This is a genomic window from Bacillus sp. RC252 (assembly GCF_044909215.1).
Lineage (GTDB): Bacteria > Bacillota > Bacilli > Bacillales > Bacillaceae_G > Bacillus_A > Bacillus_A mycoides.
In genome coordinates, this window is sequence record NZ_JBIYDV010000004.1 from 237,942 (window position 1) to 256,783 (window position 18,842).

At 38.3% G+C, this 18,842-nt stretch carries 17 protein-coding genes; 15 read left to right on the forward strand and 2 right to left on the reverse strand.

Annotated features, from left to right (window positions below):
- The first annotated feature begins 241 nt into the window (after positions 1–241).
- From ABH960_RS08045 to ABH960_RS08070, 6 genes are all read left to right on the forward strand, one after another.
- Positions 242–1,276 (forward strand): FecCD family ABC transporter permease, encoded by a 1,035-nt coding sequence (locus ABH960_RS08045; RefSeq protein ID WP_404444188.1) that lies wholly within the window; start codon positions 242–244, stop codon positions 1,274–1,276.
- Complete coding sequence (locus tag ABH960_RS08050; protein WP_404444191.1) at positions 1,277–2,293, forward strand: FecCD family ABC transporter permease; 1,017 nt, start codon at positions 1,277–1,279, stop codon at positions 2,291–2,293. It begins immediately after the preceding gene.
- Between the two features lie 21 nt (positions 2,294–2,314).
- Positions 2,315–3,223 (forward strand): iron-hydroxamate ABC transporter substrate-binding protein, encoded by a 909-nt coding sequence (locus ABH960_RS08055; RefSeq protein ID WP_404444194.1) that lies wholly within the window; start codon positions 2,315–2,317, stop codon positions 3,221–3,223.
- A gap of 377 nt (positions 3,224–3,600) precedes the next feature.
- Positions 3,601–4,152, forward strand: coding sequence for a GNAT family N-acetyltransferase (locus ABH960_RS08060; RefSeq protein ID WP_404444197.1), 552 nt, complete (start codon positions 3,601–3,603; stop codon positions 4,150–4,152).
- 79 nt (positions 4,153–4,231) lie between these two features.
- On the forward strand, positions 4,232–4,591 hold the full coding sequence (locus ABH960_RS08065; RefSeq protein ID WP_002033457.1) for a nuclear transport factor 2 family protein: 360 nt from the start codon (positions 4,232–4,234) through the stop codon (positions 4,589–4,591).
- A gap of 386 nt (positions 4,592–4,977) precedes the next feature.
- On the forward strand, positions 4,978–5,205 hold the full coding sequence (locus tag ABH960_RS08070) for a coiled-coil domain-containing protein (RefSeq protein ID WP_002033458.1): 228 nt from the start codon (positions 4,978–4,980) through the stop codon (positions 5,203–5,205).
- Positions 5,206–5,276: 71 nt separating this feature from the next.
- On the opposite strand, the gene ABH960_RS08075 is transcribed toward ABH960_RS08070, so the two are convergent.
- A complete protein-coding gene (locus ABH960_RS08075) occupies positions 5,277–6,602 on the reverse strand; it encodes an ArsB/NhaD family transporter (RefSeq protein WP_002142598.1) in 1,326 nt (441 codons plus the stop codon).
- 251 nt (positions 6,603–6,853) lie between these two features.
- Here ABH960_RS08075 and ABH960_RS08080 point away from each other — a divergent pair, with 251 nt between their 5' ends.
- Together ABH960_RS08080 and bshB2 are read left to right on the forward strand one after the other, a co-directional pair.
- Positions 6,854–7,204, forward strand: coding sequence for a YojF family protein (locus ABH960_RS08080; protein WP_000407045.1), 351 nt, complete (start codon positions 6,854–6,856; stop codon positions 7,202–7,204).
- 15 nt (positions 7,205–7,219) lie between these two features.
- Positions 7,220–7,882: a bacillithiol biosynthesis deacetylase BshB2 gene (gene bshB2 / locus ABH960_RS08085; RefSeq protein ID WP_404444204.1), complete on the forward strand. Its 663-nt coding sequence runs from the start codon at positions 7,220–7,222 to the stop codon at positions 7,880–7,882.
- A gap of 85 nt (positions 7,883–7,967) precedes the next feature.
- Here the strand turns inward: bshB2 and ABH960_RS08090 are convergent, their stop codons facing one another.
- Complete coding sequence (locus tag ABH960_RS08090; protein ID WP_404444207.1) at positions 7,968–9,200, reverse strand: MerR family transcriptional regulator; 1,233 nt, start codon at positions 9,198–9,200, stop codon at positions 7,968–7,970.
- A 188-nt stretch (positions 9,201–9,388) separates the two neighbouring features.
- On the opposite strand from ABH960_RS08090, the gene ABH960_RS08095 reads away from it, so the two are divergent.
- The 7 genes from ABH960_RS08095 to ABH960_RS08125 all read left to right on the forward strand — a co-directional run bounded on the left by ABH960_RS08095 (position 9,389) and on the right by ABH960_RS08125 (position 18,710).
- Entirely contained in the window at positions 9,389–10,675 is a 1,287-nt protein-coding gene (locus ABH960_RS08095) for an NAD(P)/FAD-dependent oxidoreductase (RefSeq protein WP_404444210.1), read from the forward strand.
- Positions 10,676–10,688: 13 nt separating this feature from the next.
- On the forward strand, positions 10,689–12,161 hold the full coding sequence (locus ABH960_RS08100) for an aldehyde dehydrogenase family protein (protein WP_404444213.1): 1,473 nt from the start codon (positions 10,689–10,691) through the stop codon (positions 12,159–12,161).
- A gap of 45 nt (positions 12,162–12,206) precedes the next feature.
- A complete protein-coding gene (locus tag ABH960_RS08105; protein WP_404444216.1) occupies positions 12,207–13,625 on the forward strand; it encodes an MATE family efflux transporter in 1,419 nt (472 codons plus the stop codon).
- A gap of 44 nt (positions 13,626–13,669) precedes the next feature.
- A complete protein-coding gene (locus ABH960_RS08110) occupies positions 13,670–13,951 on the forward strand; it encodes a cupin domain-containing protein (RefSeq protein ID WP_404444219.1) in 282 nt (93 codons plus the stop codon).
- Positions 13,952–14,136: 185 nt separating this feature from the next.
- The gene (locus ABH960_RS08115) at positions 14,137–15,597 is read left to right on the forward strand and encodes a CoA-acylating methylmalonate-semialdehyde dehydrogenase (RefSeq protein WP_404444222.1); all 1,461 of its coding nucleotides are present in this window, start codon (positions 14,137–14,139) and stop codon (positions 15,595–15,597) included.
- Between the two features lie 30 nt (positions 15,598–15,627).
- The gene (locus tag ABH960_RS08120; protein WP_404444225.1) at positions 15,628–16,983 is read left to right on the forward strand and encodes an aspartate aminotransferase family protein; all 1,356 of its coding nucleotides are present in this window, start codon (positions 15,628–15,630) and stop codon (positions 16,981–16,983) included.
- A 107-nt stretch (positions 16,984–17,090) separates the two neighbouring features.
- Positions 17,091–18,710 (forward strand): amidohydrolase, encoded by a 1,620-nt coding sequence (locus tag ABH960_RS08125; protein ID WP_404444228.1) that lies wholly within the window; start codon positions 17,091–17,093, stop codon positions 18,708–18,710.
- The last annotated feature ends 132 nt before the right edge of the window (positions 18,711–18,842 follow it).

Sequence of the window (18,842 nt, forward strand, 5' to 3'; positions counted from 1 at the left end):
AATAATAACTTAGTATATTACAAATTTGAAAATAAAACAGTACGTCATTTTGCATGTATTTGGAAGTTTTAGAAGGGAATTGTAATAAGTATTTTGATAGTTTAACAAAGTAAAAAAATAGTTTGCTATTTAAAAAAAGTGGGGATATAATATCTAAATGAAAATGATAATTATTATCAATAATGATTATAAATAAAAAATAATTATAAAAAAGAACTGAATATAAAGGATGAAATGAAACATGTTACATAAGTCTACTGTACATGCTGGCAATAATCGCTGGATACATATTAAGTTCGTATGTTTCATGAGCTTAACAATTTTATGTTTAATCGGATCTATATTTTTAGCTATTGCATTCGGGGCAAAGGATATTCATTTGCAAACGGTGTGGGCAGCGGTTTTTGATTATAATCCGAAATTAACACAGCATCAAATTATTTATGAATTAAGGCTCCCAAGGGTAATTGGCGCAGCAGTTGTAGGAGCTGCTTTTGCAGTCGCTGGAGCTGTTATGCAAGGGGTAACACGAAATCCTTTAGCTGATGCAGGTGTACTCGGAATAAATGCAGGTGCGATGTTTGTAGTAGCACTTAGTTTTGCTTTTTTCCCGCATATGCCGTATTCCTATTTAATGATTGTCTCCTTTATTGGAGCAGTTTTAAGTACAGTACTCATTTTTATTATTGGATCAGCAACATCAGGCGGTTTAACGCCGATGAGGTTAACGATTGCAGGGGCAGTTATGGCCGCGCTTTTACATTCGTTAAGTTCAGGTGTCGCGATTTATTATGACTTAAGCCAAGATTTAGCATTTTGGTATGCTGGTGGTGTTGCGGGGGTTAAGTGGGAACACTTGAAATTTTTAGTGCCTATTATTCTCGTAACAATTGTTTTTGCGACAACGTTAGGGAGATCTATTTCACTCATATCGATGGGTGATGATGTTGCTACGAATTTAGGAGTAAAAACGAACCGAACGAGAATGCTTGGGATGATTATAGTAGTCATTCTTGCAGGTGTGTCTGTTTCAGCTGTTGGTTCCATTGGATTTGTAGGACTTGTCATTCCGCACATTGCTAGAAAATTAGTAGGTGTTAATTATCGGCTTATTATTCCTATGTCAGCATTATTAGGAGCTATGTTATTAGTTTTAGCTGATTTAGGAGCAAGAACAGTAAATCCTCCTAAAGAACTTGCGATAGGAATTATGGTAGCTCTTGTTGGAGTTCCGTTCTTCCTTTATATAGCACGTAAAGTTGGGAGGGAGTTATAAGTGAAGGATCTTTTTAGCACGGATAAAAAGAGAGCTATTACTGTAACTACAATTTTTGGATGTTTGAGTATCGCTGTAATTTTGATTAGCTTAAATACGGGGACGCTGAGCATTGCACCACTCAAAGTAATTCAAACGCTTTTTGGTTATGGTGATTTTGAGAGTGCGACAGTCCTGTACGATTATCGTATGCCAAGAATAATTATTACAATGTTAGCAGGTATTGGCCTTGGGGTTTCCGGTGCGATTTTGCAAGGGCTATCTCGTAATGCGCTCGCAGATCCTGGTATTCTCGGATTACATTCGGGTGCATCTTTCGGGCTTATTGTATTCGTTACTCTCTTTCATTCTATTAACGAGAGTGCATCGATTTTAATACCGTTATTTACATTTGGCGGAGGAGTGTTAGCTGCATTTCTTATTGTTTTGCTTGCGAGTGATCGGTCAAAAGGTTTACTTCCCATTAGACTTATTCTTGTTGGTATTGCAGTTTCAGCTGGTTTTAGTGCACTTTCGTTATTTTTCTCGCTCAAGTTAAATGATGAGACGTATACATTCGCTTCTAGATGGTTAGTTGGTAATGTGTGGGGAAGAGACTGGATTCATGTGCTAGCATTATTACCGTGGATTTTGATACTAACCCCGTATGCATGGCTGAAATCTAAAACATTAAATGCATTGTCACTAGGTGATAGTGTAGCAGCAGGACTTGGTGTTTCTGTTCAAAAAGAACGTTTACTGCTTTTAGCTACAGCGGTAGGATTGTCTTGTGCAAGTGTATCGATGGCAGGGGGAATTGGCTTTATCGGCTTAGTTTCTCCGCATATCGCAAGAAAGTTAGTAGGTAGTACATATCAACATTTCCTTCCGTTAGCTGGCATTATTGGAATGATTATTTTAGTACTCGCAGATACGATAGGGCGCTCTTTATTTGAGCCAAATTCTATTCCAGCGGGTGTAGTAGTAGCTGCTTTAGGAGCGCCGTATTTTCTTTATTTACTTACAAAAACAAAATAAATACTTCAAAGAGGAGAACATATGAAAAAGAAACTTTCCATTTTATTTAGCATTATGTGTATTTTAGTATTAGTAGCATGTGGTCAATCGAAACCTAATGAAGAGGCAACTAAAAAAACGGAAAAAAGTAATGACCCAAAAATTGCTTCAATGTCTATTCACTTAACAAATGATTTACTTGCATTAGGAATTACACCAGTAGGTTCTGTTATTGGTGGAGATTTAAAAGATTTCTTACCACACGCAAAAGAGCAGTTGAAAGATACGAAGAAACTGGGTGTTGTAACAGATCCAAATATGGAGGCATTACTTCAATTAAAGCCAACTGACATTTATGTTGATGAAAAATATGCTGGCAAAGATTTAGCGAAATACGAAAAAATTGCAACAACACATTCTTTCAATTTAGATGAAGGTACGTGGAGAGATCATTTAAAAGAAGTAGGTAAACTTGTAAACCGTGAGAAGGAAGCGGATAAATATATTCAAGACTATGAAGAACAATCAAAACGAGTGAAAAGTTTAATAGATAAAGAGCTAGGTAATAACGAAAAAGTAATGGCAATTCGCGTGACTGCAAAAGAATTGCGTGTCTTTAGTACGAAAAGACCGATGGGACCAATTTTATTCCAAGACTTAGGATTACAACCTGCAAATGGTGTAGAGAAAATTGATGGAAACCGTCCTTTCGAAGTCATTTCACAAGAAGTATTACCTGACTTTGATGCAGATGCGATTTTCGTTGTTGTAAACAGAGATGATAAGGCAAAAGCTGCATTTAAACAATTACAAGAAACACCAATTTGGAAAGACTTAAAAGCTGTTAAAGGTAAGCACGTATACATTATCAATGACCAACCATGGCTTGACTATTCTGCTTTAGGCAACAAAATGGCAATGGATGAAGCGGAGAAAATGTTTACGAAATAATACAGTTTTACTATTAGGAAAGGCCCTCTAAATTTGGAGGGCCTTTTTATTGTTGTTATTGTTAGAATAAATGAAAAATTATACAATGAAGTTAATTCAATGCAAGGGAGATGTGCCAATGTCAGCGCTTATTGTAAGTATCCCGTTAAAAAAACAGTTTATGGAACAAGGGGATAAAGTGAAACTTTAATCAGTGGGGGTTTTGTTCATCCCCCAGTGATTATTAGTTGAACCAATCGGGCGTTTACGGGCAGTTGATCTCCCACCTAACTTCTTCGCTCCAGCTGAATTTTGAGGTGGGAGTCTTACTGCCCGTTAATGCGGGATAAATAGGCTAAAATAATTATCCCCGCTATTTAATAAAGGGGGAGTTTGAAATGACGATGAATCTTTTTCAAAATAAAACTATTAAATTATCAGCTATTAGAGCCACAGATGCTGAAGTAATGGCTATGTGGCAAGAGGATAGTGAATATTTAAGAAATGTAGATACAGACTTAGCATTCCCGCAATCGTTACATGAAATAGCGAGTGATGGGCTATTAAAGGGACGGAGGTCGAATAGAGTTTCTTTCATGTTAAGAACAGTTCAAGATGATCGCTTAATTGGTTTTGTTGCAATTCACGGCATAGAGTGGAATAACAGAACAGGTCTATTAGCAATTGGTATAGGAGAGGCAAATGATAGAGGGAAGGGATATGGGAAAGAAGCGATACATATTATTCTAAAGTATGCGTTCTATGAAATGAATTTACACCGCGTCGGTCTCGATGTTATTTCTTATAATAAAGCAGCCATTGCGTTGTATAAAAAGATGGGTTTTCAGATGGAAGGGTGTATGAGAGAAGCAGTTCAGCGAGACGGAAAGTGTTTTGATCGTATGATTATGGGGATATTGCGGGATGAATGGATAGAGCTGCAGAACTAGCAAAAACATACAGAATAATTGTGTAGTGTAGAGTGAAAAGTTGTAATATTTGGGTAATGATGAGCGGAGGAGTGTACTAATGGAAGGTTTATCTTCATTAAGAGAGTGTTTATATCAGCTAGAGGAACGATTACTTAAACCAGGGGTTCGCACATCTCAAAAGGAGCTTAAAAAGATACTTGCCGCTGATTTTTTTGAGTTTGGGAGTTCTGGTAAAGTTTTATATAAAAATGAGGATATCGATAAAAGTGGAATTGGTGTGGTAAAAATGACTTTGAGTGATTTCGAAGTACATCCATTATCCAAAGATGTAGCATTAACTACTTATCGAATATTCAATGAAATAAATAATCAACACTCGTTACGTAGTTCGATATGGAAATTTAGAGAAGGAAGATGGCAAATGTATTTTCATCAAGGTACACCTGCTAAATTTTAGTGAAGCTTTTTGTATGAAAAAGAAACTATAAAGAATAGAATTGTTGAATATATTAGTCCTTTATATATATAAAGAACTAATGAAAGTTGTCTTTTTAAAATATCTAAATTTGTTCTTAAAAGGGTCTTGTTAATAAAGGTACATTCCATATTATATATGTAGTATGCAGGAGATATAACGATAATTGGCGAAATTTTACAGTGAACTGATTGAATTTATCCCGCATTAACGGGCAGTAAAATTCCCACCTCAAAATTCAGGTGGAGCGAAGAAGTTAGGTGTGAGATCAACTGCCCGTAAACGCCCGATTGGTTCAACTAATAATCAGTGGGGGATGAACAAAATCCCCACTGATTAAAGTTTCACTTTATAAGGAGTTATGCGAGATGAACTTAGAAAAAAGTAAGCCAGTAAACGAAGAGGTCGCTGAATTAAAAGAACTAATTAAAGAACTACACGGAAGTGTACATCAACTTCAAAGTGAAGTGCAACAACTAAGGCACGAAAGACCAGTTGTTGAAGTGAGAAAAGGTGTTCAACTATCACCAACAATCATCGGACAAATTGGTGGTATGATTTTAGGTGGATTAGCAATTATAGGTATATTTTGGTGATGAAAAAAGGTTTGTAGCATAGTGCTGCAAACCTTTTTTATTTGACGACATAATTTCATGCAATACAACTTCTACATTAAATAACGTAAATAAATGTAAGCATGTGATAACAATAGCGCAATGATCGTTAAGGGGAAACCGATTTTTAAGAAGTCCATATAAGAGAACCCATGTCCTTCACGTTTTGCAATACCAGCAACGACTACGTTTGCTGATGCTCCAATTAATGTTCCGTTGCCTCCTAGGCAAGCTCCAAGTGATAACGCCCACCATAGTACTTCAATTTGCGGAGAATCGACAGATAGTCCGAGTCCTGTAGCTAAATCTTGAATAAGTGGAATCATCGTTGCGACAAATGGGATGTTATCAATTGTCGCAGATGCGATGCCAGATACCCATAAGATAAGTATAGCAGCGAAACCGATATCGCCATTTGTTACGTCGAGTACTTCTTTTGCGAGTGAAGAAATAAGTCCGATATCAATTAATCCGCCAACGAGAACGAATAGTCCAGCGAAGAAGAAAATTGTTACCCATTCAACGTGGGCAAATACATCTTCAATATCATGTTCTTTCACACCGATTAACATAAGAAGTGTAGCACCTGTCATCGCAATAACGGCAGCGTCTACATGAATAATAGAATGAAGTACAAAGCCTAAAATAGTTAGTCCTAAAATCGTAATGGATTTTAAAAGGAGGCTCTGATCTTTAATATAATCTTTTTCATTTAATGCCATTAGCTTTTCGATTTGCTCAGGCGTTGTTTTTAGTTTGTTACGATACATGAAGTAAATAATGCCAAGTGTAACGATAGAAATAATGATTACGATTGGAGCTAAGTTTAATAAGAAGGCATTAAAGTCTAAATGCTTATTAGCTGATCCAATCATAATGTTCGGCGGGTCACCAATTAATGTTGCTGTTCCGCCTATATTTGAAAATAATACTTCTGAAATTAAATAAGGAACAGGGTTTACTTTTAAAATACGTGTAATGGATAGTGTAACAGGTACGATTAATAATACGGTTGTTACGTTGTCCAAAAATGCAGAACCGACAGCGGTTAATAGGGATAGTAATAATAAAATGCGGATTGGTTTTCCGCCAGCTGTTTTTGCTGCTTTAATGGCTACAAATTCAAATACGCCTGATTGACTCGTAATATGTACGAGAATCATCATCCCAATTAAAAGGGTGATTGTTTCCCATTGAATATGTGATGTGAAAGCAGTATGTAAATCTACAATTCCAAAAATAATCATAATAGCAGCACCGAATAGTGCGATTACAGCACGATTCAATTTCTCAGAAATAATAAAACCGTATGTGACTAAAAATACGGCAATCGCAAAATAATATTGCCAATTTGCTACTTCATGTGCTGAATGTTCCAAACATGTCACCTTCTTTAAAGTATGTATTCAATTGTAAAAATGCATCCCTCTGCGTAATTTATATTGTAGCAAATTCAAAAAAGAAAGAAAACTATTTAACAAAGTGAAGGAAAAAATATCAATTCTACATATGATATAAAAAAATATAGAAACACAGTGCAAATTATTAGGAAAAGTGAGCGTTGTCCTCTAATATAGAGATAGCAATTTACATTATTTTTGCGTAAAATGGTTTAAAGAGGTGAATTCCGATGGAAATAGTAAAAGATAGTTCTCTTATTCAAAATGAAATTGAACGTTTTGTAAATAAAGATGTATATATTCATTTAGAAACGACAAACGGAGCGTATGCATCACACATAAATGAAAAGATGATGACAGTTGGAGCATTCATTCGAAATGCAATTATCCGTTTTGAGCGCGGGAAAATAACTGGAACAAACCCATACCGAGTTGGTCTAAAAATGGATCATGGCTGGGTATATGCTGAAGGTATTACGCATTGGGAAGTAGATGATCAAGAGCGTTTATTATTAGCTGGACATGATAATCTAGGCCGACTAGCAGTTGCGCTTGAGTTAAGCTTAACGCCATTTAAGTAAGAAGGAGGGAAACTTATGGAGAGACATGTACTTGTTGTATTTCCGCATCCAGATGATGAAGCATTTGCTGCGGGAGGAACAATTCGCTTATTAACAGATCAAGGAGTACCTGTAACGTATGCATGTGGTACTCTTGGACAAATGGGACGTAACATGGGGAAAAATGTATTCGCTAACCGTGAAACGATTCCAAATATCCGTGAAAAAGAATTAAAAGATGCATGTGAAGCGATGGGAATTCAAGATTTAAGAAAGCTTGGTTTCCATGATAAAACGTTAGAGTTTGAAGATGTTGATTTCGTTGCAGACAAAATTGAAGCAATCATTCAAGAAGTAAATCCATCTCGAATTATTACATTTTATCCTGAGCATGGCGTACATCCAGACCATAATGCATTTGGCCGTGCTGTCGTTCGCGCTGTATCACGTATGCCAAAAGAAGAACGTCCAGTCATTCATGCGGTTGCAATTACGAAAAATCGCGAAGCTGTACTAGGGGAGCCGGATGTTGTAAATAATATTAGTGAAGTATTTGAACATAAATTAGCTGCACTAGGTGCGCATCGTTCACAAACAGAAGCAATGCTTGAAGAAACGCATGCAAAAATAAAAAACAAAGATGCAGCAACATTAAAATGGCTGCAACTTGAACAATTTTGGACTTATAAATGGGAGTAGGCTAGAAGGATACCTTCTAGTAGCTCTTACATAGAAAAAGCGCCGTCACTTGTGATGGCGCTTTTTTGGGGTGAAGTGTGGTGTGCTATTTTTTCGTACTAGCCAAATACATGAGCATGTGGAATTTTTCGTCTCTTACATGATAATCGAAATAAGGTCCTGGATCTGTACAGTAACCAATATTTTCATTTTGAATGATTTGAAATCCGTTAACTGATAAATTTTCTTCTAAGTATTTTGGATATAAAATATGTTCGTGAGAATTTGGATATAAGGCTGAAATGTTTTTCAGGGATTTGGCCGATCTATCATAATACGAGTATCCGCCGACAATTGTTGAACTGTTATGTAAATAGTTTTTTAGAACGTGAATGGGGAACTGCGGATTGAGCAGTGAAAAATCAGTTACTGTAAAACTATCCACAAAAACATCGATGCTAAGCGGTTTCAATGGCAGATTTAAATCGGAATTCAAAATATAAAGGACGCGTGGCTTCGGATTCATACGCTCAATTCTGTTTCTAACTTTCTTGAGCATCGCAAGCGAATAGCCACTGAATACATAGGACGCGCTAGTTTCAAGAACATCAATATATTTCGGTAGTGACACAAAAGCGTCAACGTTTGTTTCCACGATTAATTTGTTTTTCAAATCTATATTTTGTAGAACTTTTTGAAATCGAAAATTACTTTTTTCAAATAAGTTAATCATTTTGGGATTAATCTCTTTAATCGTTTCTTTATCGTAAAAATAAGATGGATAAGGAGACGTCTCGTACAAGTTCGCGGTAATAATAATACCATCATCGATAGTTGCCTCGTATCCACAGGTACAAGTTAAACTCCCCGTGTGAATGTAGACTTTTTTGATCGTTACATCTTTCATTTCAAGTGGAATGCGGCACTTCGGACAATAGAGCAGATTTACAAAGTCAAGCGGGATTCCTGTAATATTCTCTTCTTTTGTTGAAGGTGAGCTTGTTTGAACCGCTTTTTCAATCAATTGGATAGCTTTTGATATATCTTCTTTTTTCTTAGTCAGCTCATTCTTTTTATCATTGAGCAAATTGTTGTAGTAGTCGATATCCTCATGATCCGAGAAGTTTGTGACACGCCGATACGATAAAATTCGTTGGATTTCTATCAATGAAAAATGAAATTTTTTCAGCTCAGTAATAAAAGCCATGTCGTCTAAACACAATTGGTTCATTTGATACTGGGTGTTTTTTTTGTCTGGTATTAATAATCCTAGTTCAATGTAATAACGTACGGTATCAGTTGTAACATGGAAAAGCTTCGCAAATGTACCAATTTTCATAGATGTCCCCTCCAATAAAAAAAGTGGTGTTACTCCACTTTTTTCGCAAAAATGAATGCAAAAACCTCTCAAATGGCTATTGACTTGGAGGAAGCTCCAAGTCATATGATAATCATAATAAGTTTGAATATTTAGAATATTTTTGACTGTATTGTAACATACATGTCACGAAAGGAGAAGGATTAGCTATGGATAAGATGGATCGAATGGATACTCTCTCATTGTGGACAGCGACTGCAAACAGATATGACAAAGGAAAACCTCTTGAAGGAAATGAAGAGGCGGATGTTGTCATTATTGGCGCAGGTTTCACAGGTCTTTCTTCTGCATATCATTTGCAAAAATTAGGGAAGAGTGTCATCGTCCTTGAGCAGGAAACAATTGGGTATGGCGCAAGCGGTCGCAACGGTGGGATGGTATTGCCGGGCTATAAGTCAACGATGCAGGAGCTTGCCAAGAAGTATGGTGCCGAAGAGGCGAGGCAGCTTAACGATCTTTCTCTGCTTAGTGTTGAATTAGTTAAAAACATTATCGACGAGCATCAAATCAACTGTAACTTCAGAAAGACAGGTCACATTGTGGCGGCTTACAAAGCCAAGCATTTTGAAGGGTTGAAACTTGAAAGTGAATACTTAAACAAAAATTTTGGATATGAATGTAGCGTGCTTAATCGAAGTCAGTTGCATCAAGAAATTGATTCCCCGCAATATTATGGTTGCTTAGTCGATGACTCGAGTTACTCGTTCCAACCACTGAACTATGCAATTGGTTTGGGAGAAGCAGCTAAATCAATCGGTGCAAAAATCTTTGAGCATTCGAAAGCACTATCTATTGAGTACGGCCGAAATAGTGTGAAAGTTATTACAGAAAAAGGTACTGTTACAGCGAAAGACATTATTGTGGCTACAGATGGTTACTCCGGAAAAATTATGGCTGAATTGAATAAAGGCGTACTGCCAATTTCGGCACGTATTATTGGTACTGAACAGCTTCCAGAATCACTGGTGAATGCCGTCATTCCTAAAGATCGCATGGTTTTTGATACAAGCAGTTTCCTTTACTATTTCAGGCGTACACCAGATAATCGGATCATATTTGGCGGTGGCGATATTCGTCCGAACTTAGGTGATGCTGTTTATCAAAATGTTTACGATGCTATGGTTAAAATAATGCCAAAACTAGAAGGAAGCAAGATTGATTACAGGTGGGGTGGATTTATCGGGGTTACAATTGATACGTTCCCAGTTATCGGTAGATCCAAAGAAGGCGCATATTTCGCAACGGGTTATACGGGCCATGGCGCGTCTCTCTCGACATTGTTTGGTAAGTTATTGGCACAATGGATTGTTACGGGGAGTGCAGGTGGATACCGATTTGAAAAGGAACGCCTCAAATCATTCCCATTCTATAATCAGAAAACGATGCTGGTCAATATAGCACATATTGGTTTCAAACTGGTAGATATTATCGCGTAAAGGAGAAGTGTTTATGAAAATTAACATGTTCATTGACGGGAAATGGGTAGAAGCATTATCGGGTGCTAGACGAAATATTATCAATCCAGCAACCGGAGAGGTTATCGCAACGTCAGCTCATGGATCGGCAGACGATGCGAAGATAGCAATCAAGGCGGCTCGTAAAGCGTTTGACAGCGGGATCTGGTCGGATTTATCGGCTGATGAAAGAGCTGACTATCTATATAAGATTGCAGACCGTCTTGAAGAGAAGACAGCTGAAATTGCCCGTTTGGAAACTGCAAATAACGGTAAGGTTATCCGTGCAACAACCCATGTAGATATTCCTGTATCGATTCAATGTTTCCGCTATTATGCTGACTTGATCAAAGGCATGAAAAAGGAATCTTACACTCGTGCTGATTCTTCGGAAACAATTATTATTCATGAACCGATTGGTGTTTGTGGACTTATTGTACCTTGGAACTTTCCGCTTATGTTAGCTGTTTGGCAAATTGCTCCTGCACTTGCCGCAGGGAATACAATTGTAATTAAGCCTGCTGACGTCACTCCTGTAAGTGTATTCAAATTATTCGGAATTATCGAAGAGGTTGGACTTCCGGACGGAGTGGCAAACTTGGTATTGGGACCTGGCTCAAAGGTTGGAAATGAGCTTGCAGAGAGCCATGATGTTGACAAAGTTGCCTTTACTGGTGGAACAAAAACAGGTCAAAGTATTATGCGCGCAGCTGCGGGCAATATGAAAAAAATCACACTTGAACTAGGTGGTAAATCTCCACTTATTGTGTTCGACGATGTGGACTTTGAAACCGCAGTCGATAATGCGATGTTTGGCATTTTCCACAATGCTGGGCAAGTTTGTTCAGCTGCATCCCGTTTGCTTGTACAAGAGACTATTTACGATAAGTTTGTTGAAAGATTGGCCGAGCGTGCGAGCAAAATTGTAGTTGGAAACGGGGAAAGCGAGAACATTGAAATGGGAGCCCTAACAAACGAGACTCATATGAATGAAGTTTTACATTATATCAATAGCGGAATCGAAGAAGGTGCAAGATTAGTTTGTGGTGGTAATCGCTTAACAGAAAATGGGCTTGATCGAGGTTTTTTTATTGCACCAACAATCTTCGCTGATGTAAATGCGAATATGCGTATTGTTAAGGAAGAGATTTTTGGTCCAGTCCTTGTTGTACAGAAATTTAAAGATGAGGAAGATGCCATCCAAAAAGCGAATGATTCCATTTATGGATTAGCCGGTGCTGTATTTACTGAAGATATGGACCGGGCAAAACGTGTCATAAGTAAATTGCGTGCTGGAATCACTTGGATTAATAGTTATCATCTCGCTTATGTTGAAGGTCCTTGGGGCGGATATAAGCAAAGTGGAATCGGCAGAGCGTTAGGTGTTGCCGGACTGGAGCACTTTATGGAAACGAAGCAAATCAATATCCACCAGCATGCAAATCCGGTAGGGTGGTATGCGAATTAATTGAGCAAAACGTGCTATATAAATTATTTATAAGGGGATATGCTCATGAAAATAGTGGACAACGGTCCGTCATCAAAAATAGAGCAACCAGAGGTAATGAATAAGCCGGTGGATGATTCAGTGCTAGGAACCAAAAGTATTCCGTTACTATATTTACGGTTTGCTTTGGCGGGAATTATGGCTAACGTAATTCTAGGAGTTGTATCGGTTGTTGATGGCTATTTCGTCAGTGGCTTTCAGGAGCTGGAAGTCGAAGGGATCGGAATTGGATTTACGGTCATGGTTATTACCCGTATGATTGGTGTTCTTTTAGGTGTGGGAGCAGGAGCGGTCATTTCACTTCGACTTGGAAAAGGGAAGTTAGAGGAAGCTAGAAGTATTATGGGACAAACTTTATGGTTTACGCTGTTCCTTTCCACTTTGTTAGCTATACTTGGATTGCTCTTTGAAAATGATATTATGATTTTATTCGGAGCAAGTGATGAAGCGCTTCCATATGCGGTGCAATATAGCCGACTGCTATGGATTTCGTTGCCATTAACGATATTGGCCGTTGTATTAAGTATTTTAGCTAATATCGATGAAAAACCTATATTATCAATGAACAGTTGGTTAGTCGCAGCGGTGGTTGCTGGGACTATGGAATGGATTATGGTAGTGAAGTATGACATGGGGATGATGGGTTCTTCATGGGCTAATACGATTTCGCAATCGATTCCTGCTCTCCTAATCTTTTATTTCTGGTTTGGTAAAACAAAACTTAAGCCGAAAATGAAAGATATGATGATTAATCTCAAGAAGATTGTTGAAGTGGTTTGGACGGGCTTTGCATCTTTCTCGAGTCAGTTCATGATGTTTATTGCAATTATTTTCACCAACAACTTACTGCAAAGCTACGGTGGCGGTCTACACGTTGCAGCTTTCACGATTCAAAACGGGTACATTACAAATCTCCTCGCCTTAGCAGCGCTCGGTGGGATGACAGGGCTTCAACCGATTATTAGTTATAATTACGGTGCGGGCAACCTTGATCGTGTGAAACAAGCGATTAAGATGGGACTCATTTTTACAGTTTCCTTCTTTGTGATCGTGACAGCCATACTAATCATTTTTGCAGATCCAATTGTGTCATTTTTTTCCGGTGGTAATCCTGAATTACAGAAACTGGGTATTTGGACGACAGTTATATTCAATTGTTTGTTTACGCTTAGTGCAGTTAGTTTGCTTATCTCTGGTTATTTTGAATCACAAGAAAGAAACTGGTCCGCAACGTTTATTAGTGTAAGCAAAATATTGTTGTTCATGTTACCGTTTCTATTTATTTTCCCGAAATACTGGGGTGTAGAAGGTGTATGGTACGCTGCTCCTGCTGCAGAAATTCCAGGTGTTCTCATTGCCATATACTTTATGAAAAAAGAGTTTAAACGTTTAAAAAATACAAATGTTAAGGCAGTAGATTTATAGAATTATTCCTTCAAAATTACGAATACGAAAGAGAGAGGATCATCATGTTTTTTGCGAAAAAACTTACAGCAGAAGAAGCAGAGCAACTAGGTGCCAACACATGGGAACCGTGGGTAGGCGAACCGAATAAAGGAACGTGGCATGTAGAAGAGCAGGAAGTTTTCTATGTGACAGATGGTGAAGTGTTTATTACTGTTGATGGGGAAAAGTATCATATTACAAAGGACTGGATCGTTTCCTTGGCTAAGGACCTTGTTTGTGAATGGGATTGCCCAGTATTTCTGAAAAAGAATTATAAGATGAACCATGAGATCCATCTGAAATAATGTGAGCTGGGGAGTAGACAAATGCTGAGCAGATGACTGCTCCTGTGTATTCAATGGATAAGATTAAGATTAGTAATGTTGAAGAAATGTATGCCAATAAGTTTACATACCGTCAAATGAATGCGCTTTCTTTTGCGAGTGTAATAAATACATAGGACGGTTATCTTAAAATAGGAGGCTTCACCATGGTAGTAATGAAAAATGTACAAACGTTGAAAAATTATATTGGCGGACAATGGATAGAATCCACAAGTAAGCAAGTTGAAGATGTACCAAATCCAGCAACAGGAGAGATTATTGCTCGTGTGCCTCTTTCGACTAAAGAAGATTTAGATAGAGCTGTAGCAACTGCGAAAGAAGCATTCAAAACATGGAGAAAGATCGCTGTACCTCGGCGTGCACGGATTCTATTTCGCTATCAACAGCTATTGATTGAAAACTGGGAAGAGTTAGCTAAACTCGTAACCTTGGAAAACGGAAAAAGTTATAAGGAAGCATACGGTGAAGTGCAGCGGGGGATTGAATGTGTTGAATTTGCCGCAGGCGCACCCACTTTAATGATGGGAGAGCAACTTCCCGATATTGCTACTGGTGTTGAATCAGGGATGTATCGTTACCCGATCGGAGTAATCGCAGGAATAACGCCATTTAACTTTCCGATGATGGTACCATGCTGGATGTTTCCACTCGCGATTGCATGCGGGAATACGTTTGTATTAAAACCATCTGAAAGAACACCGCTATTGGCTAATCGCATAGCTGAACTGTTTAAAGAAGCAGGTCTTCCAGATGGAGTACTAAATATTGTGCATGGTGCACATGACGTCGTTAACGGCATTCTTGACAATGAGGATGTGAAAGCTGTATCTTTCGTTGGCTCTCAACCTGTGGCTGAGTATATATATAAAACAGCAGCAGCTAACGGTAAACGTGTACAAGCTCTTGCAGGGGCAAAAAATCATTCGATCGTATTAAAAGATGCGGACCTTAGTTCTACAGTGAAAGAAATTACAAGTGCTGCCTTCGGTTTAGCTGGTGAACGATGCATGGCAGCGGCTGTTGTTGTTGTGGAAGAAGACGTTGCAGATGAGCTCGTTAAGAGACTGCTTCAAGAGGCTAATGCAATTACGATTGGTAATGGTCTGGAAGAAGGTATTTTCCTTGGTCCCGTTATTCGTGAAGGACATAAAGAGCGGACACTCGGATACATTCAATCCGGTGTAGAGCAGGGAGCGACACTTATTCGTGATGGACGTGAAGACGATGTAGCAAACAGCCAAGGTTATTTTGTTGGCCCAACGATTTTTGACAATGTGACACAGGAAATGAAAATCTGGCAAGATGAAATCTTCGCACCGGTTCTTTCTATTGTACGCGTAAAAGACTTGATGGAAGCGATTCATGTTGCTAATGCATCACCATTCGCAAATGGTGCATGTCTGTACACAAATAGCGCGAAAGCTATTCGTGAATTCCGTGAAGAAATTGATGCAGGTATGCTTGGGGTTAATCTTGGAGTTCCTGCTCCAATGGCATTCTTCCCGTTCTCAGGTTATAAGAAATCTTTCTATGGTGATCTCCATGCAAATGGAAAAGATGGCGTAGAATTCTATACTCGCAAGAAAATGCTTACGACTCGTTATTGAAAGCGTGATGTAAAACCATAAAAAGATAGAATGGAGCTGGTAATTGTGCAAGCGACAGAGAAAACACAAAGTTTGAAAAAAACAGATGAAAAATACCTTTGGCATGCAATGAGAGGAGCAGCCCCTAGTCCAACGAATTTAATTATCACAAAAGCAGAAGGGGCATGGGTGACGGATATTGATGGAAACCGTTATTTAGACGGTATGTCTGGTCTTTGGTGTGTGAATGTTGGATACGGCCGAAAAGAGCTTGCAAGAGCGGCGTTTGAACAGCTTGAAGAAATGCCATATTTCCCTCTGACACAAAGTCATGTTCCTGCTATTAAATTAGCAGAAAAATTGAATGAATGGCTTGATGATGAATACGTCATTTTCTTTTCTAACAGTGGATCGGAAGCGAATGAAACAGCATTTAAAATTGCTCGTCAATATCATCAACAAAAAGGTGATCATGGACGCTATAAGTTTATTTCCCGCTACCGTGCCTATCACGGTAACACAATGGGGGCTCTTGCAGCAACAGGGCAAGCACAGCGAAAGTATAAATATGAACCACTCGGGCAAGGATTCCTGCATGTAGCACCGCCGGATACGTATCGAAATCTAGATGATGTTCATACACTGGCAAGTGCTAATGAAATCGATCGTGTCATGACATGGGAGTTAAGCCAAACAGTAGCCGGTGTGATTATGGAGCCAATTATTACAGGGGGCGGAATTTTAATGCCTCCTGATGGATATATGGAAAAAGTAAAAGAAATTTGCGAGAAGCACGGTGCGTTGCTCATTTGTGATGAAGTTATATGTGGATTTGGACGAACAGGGAAGCCATTTGGATTTATGAATTATGGCGTCAAACCAGATATCATTACAATGGCAAAAGGTATTACAAGTGGGTATCTTCCTTTGTCAGCAACAGCAGTTAGACGAGAGGTTTATGAGGCATTCGTAGGTAGTGATGATTATGATCGCTTCCGCCATGTAAATACGTTCGGAGGAAATCCTGCTGCTTGCGCTTTAGCTTTGAAGAATTTAGAAATTATGGAGAATGAGAAACTCATTGAACGTTCCAAAGAATTGGGTGAACGACTGTTATATGAGCTAGAGGATGTAAAAGAGCATCCAAACGTAGGTGATGTTCGCGGAAAGGGTCTTCTTTTAGGCATTGAACTAGTGGAAGATAAGCAAACGAAAGAACCGGCTTCCATTGAAAAGATGAACAAAGTCATCAATGCTTGTAAAGAAAAAGGTCTAATTATTGGTAAAAATGGTGACACTGTTGCAGGTTACAATAATATTTTACAGCTTGCACCTCCATTAAGCATCACAGAGGAAGACTTTACTTTTATCGTTAAAACAATGAAAGAATGTTTAGCTCAACTTTAATTAATTATTGATAAATCTTGTTAAAAAGCGGATGAGCCTATTAGGAGATATAACTTTAAATACTGAATGAATTACTCAAAAAGAGTAATTCCGAAAGGGTTGAGTTTATGAAAGCTGATGTTGTATTGATAAATGGAGAAGTTATTACAGTAGACCAAAAGAATGCAGTAGTCGAAGCTGTAGCAATAAAAGATAATCATATCGTAGTTGTTGGCTCAAATCAGGAGGTTAAGAGTTTTATAGGAGAAAATACGGATGTAATTGACCTGCAAGGGAAAACGCTTCTTCCTGGATTCATTGATTCCCATCTTCACATCATTTCTCATGGACTAAATCAGTTGGCTGTCAGTTGTAAAGCTGAACATATTGATTCTATCGATGCTTTGTTAGATGATCTGAAAAAGAAGGCCTTAGAAACGCCAAAAGGTGAATGGATACGTGCCTGGGGCTTTAATGAAACCGCTGTGAAGGAAAAGCGTTATCCAACAATTACTGAGTTGGATGAAATTTCAGTTGAACACCCTATTATTATAACTCGTACTTGTCACCACATAAGCGTGGTGAACAGTAAAGCATTAGAAATTGCGCAAATTAACGAGAACACACCGGATACGAATGGGGGAGTTATTGAAAAGAATCAGGCAGGAAGGCTTACAGGAAAGTTAATTGAAGCAGCAAATATGAGTATGAGCGAGGTTGCAAGTTATACAGAAAGTGAAATGATGAAGGCTGTGAAAATTGCATCAGATCATTTCGTTGCAGCTGGCATAACAAGTATACATGACGCAGGTGGAGATGGACCGGAGAGTTTTCGTTTACTACAACGAGCTGTGAAGAGTAGGGATATTCGTGTCCGAATATATGCAATGATATGTCAAATAAATAACTCCCATGAATTTGTTAATAAAATGGTCGAAGCTGGTGTGGTAACTGGTACCGGAGATGAGAGATTCAAAGTTGGACCAGCTAAATTGTTTACAGATGGAAGTAGCACTGGGCCTACAATTGCAACCCGTAAGTCGTACTCGAGTGACCCTACCAATTATGGCATTCTTTATTATAGTGAGGAAGAAATTTATCGGGTTTTAGGTGAATCGCATAAAAAAGGTTATCAAATCACTGTACATGCACAAGGCGATAAAGCTATTGAAATGTATTTAAATTGTGTAGAAAGGGCGCTAGAAGAATCACCAAGAAAAAATCACCGTCATCGAATCGAGCACGCGGGAATTTCTTCACCAGATTTACAAGAGAGAATGAAAAAACTTGAGATGATTCCAATTCCAAATCCTCCATTTCCATATGAATTCGGAGAGATATATGTAGAACACTATGGTGATCGTGTGAATCACATGTACGCTGCTCGTGATTTTATTGATCGTGGCATCATTGCAGCAGGTGGCTCGGACGCACCAGTTACTGACTATAATCCTTTATTAGGAATTCATGTTGCTGTCAATAGAAAAACTAAGTCTGGAATGGAGGTTGGTGCTAATCAATCTATAAGCGTAATGGAAGCTATTAAACTATACACATGGAATGGTGCTTATGCGAGTTTTGAGGAAGAGATAAAAGGAAGCATAGAGGCCGGAAAGTTGGCGGATTTAGTTATATTAAATGACAGCATTTTAAGTGTCGATCCAAATCAAATTAAAGATTTAAAGGTAGAAACAACAATTATTGATGGTGAAATTATCTATCAAAAAGAACAATCAGTGAAAATGTAGCAATAAAAAAACGCCCCTTCAATTGTGAGAATGATTTTAACAATTGAAGGGGCGTTTCAGTTGTTTAGTTGCGCTTTTCAAATCGTATTAATTTTCCAAGAGAATTGAAAGGACATTCGTGTACTAACAAAT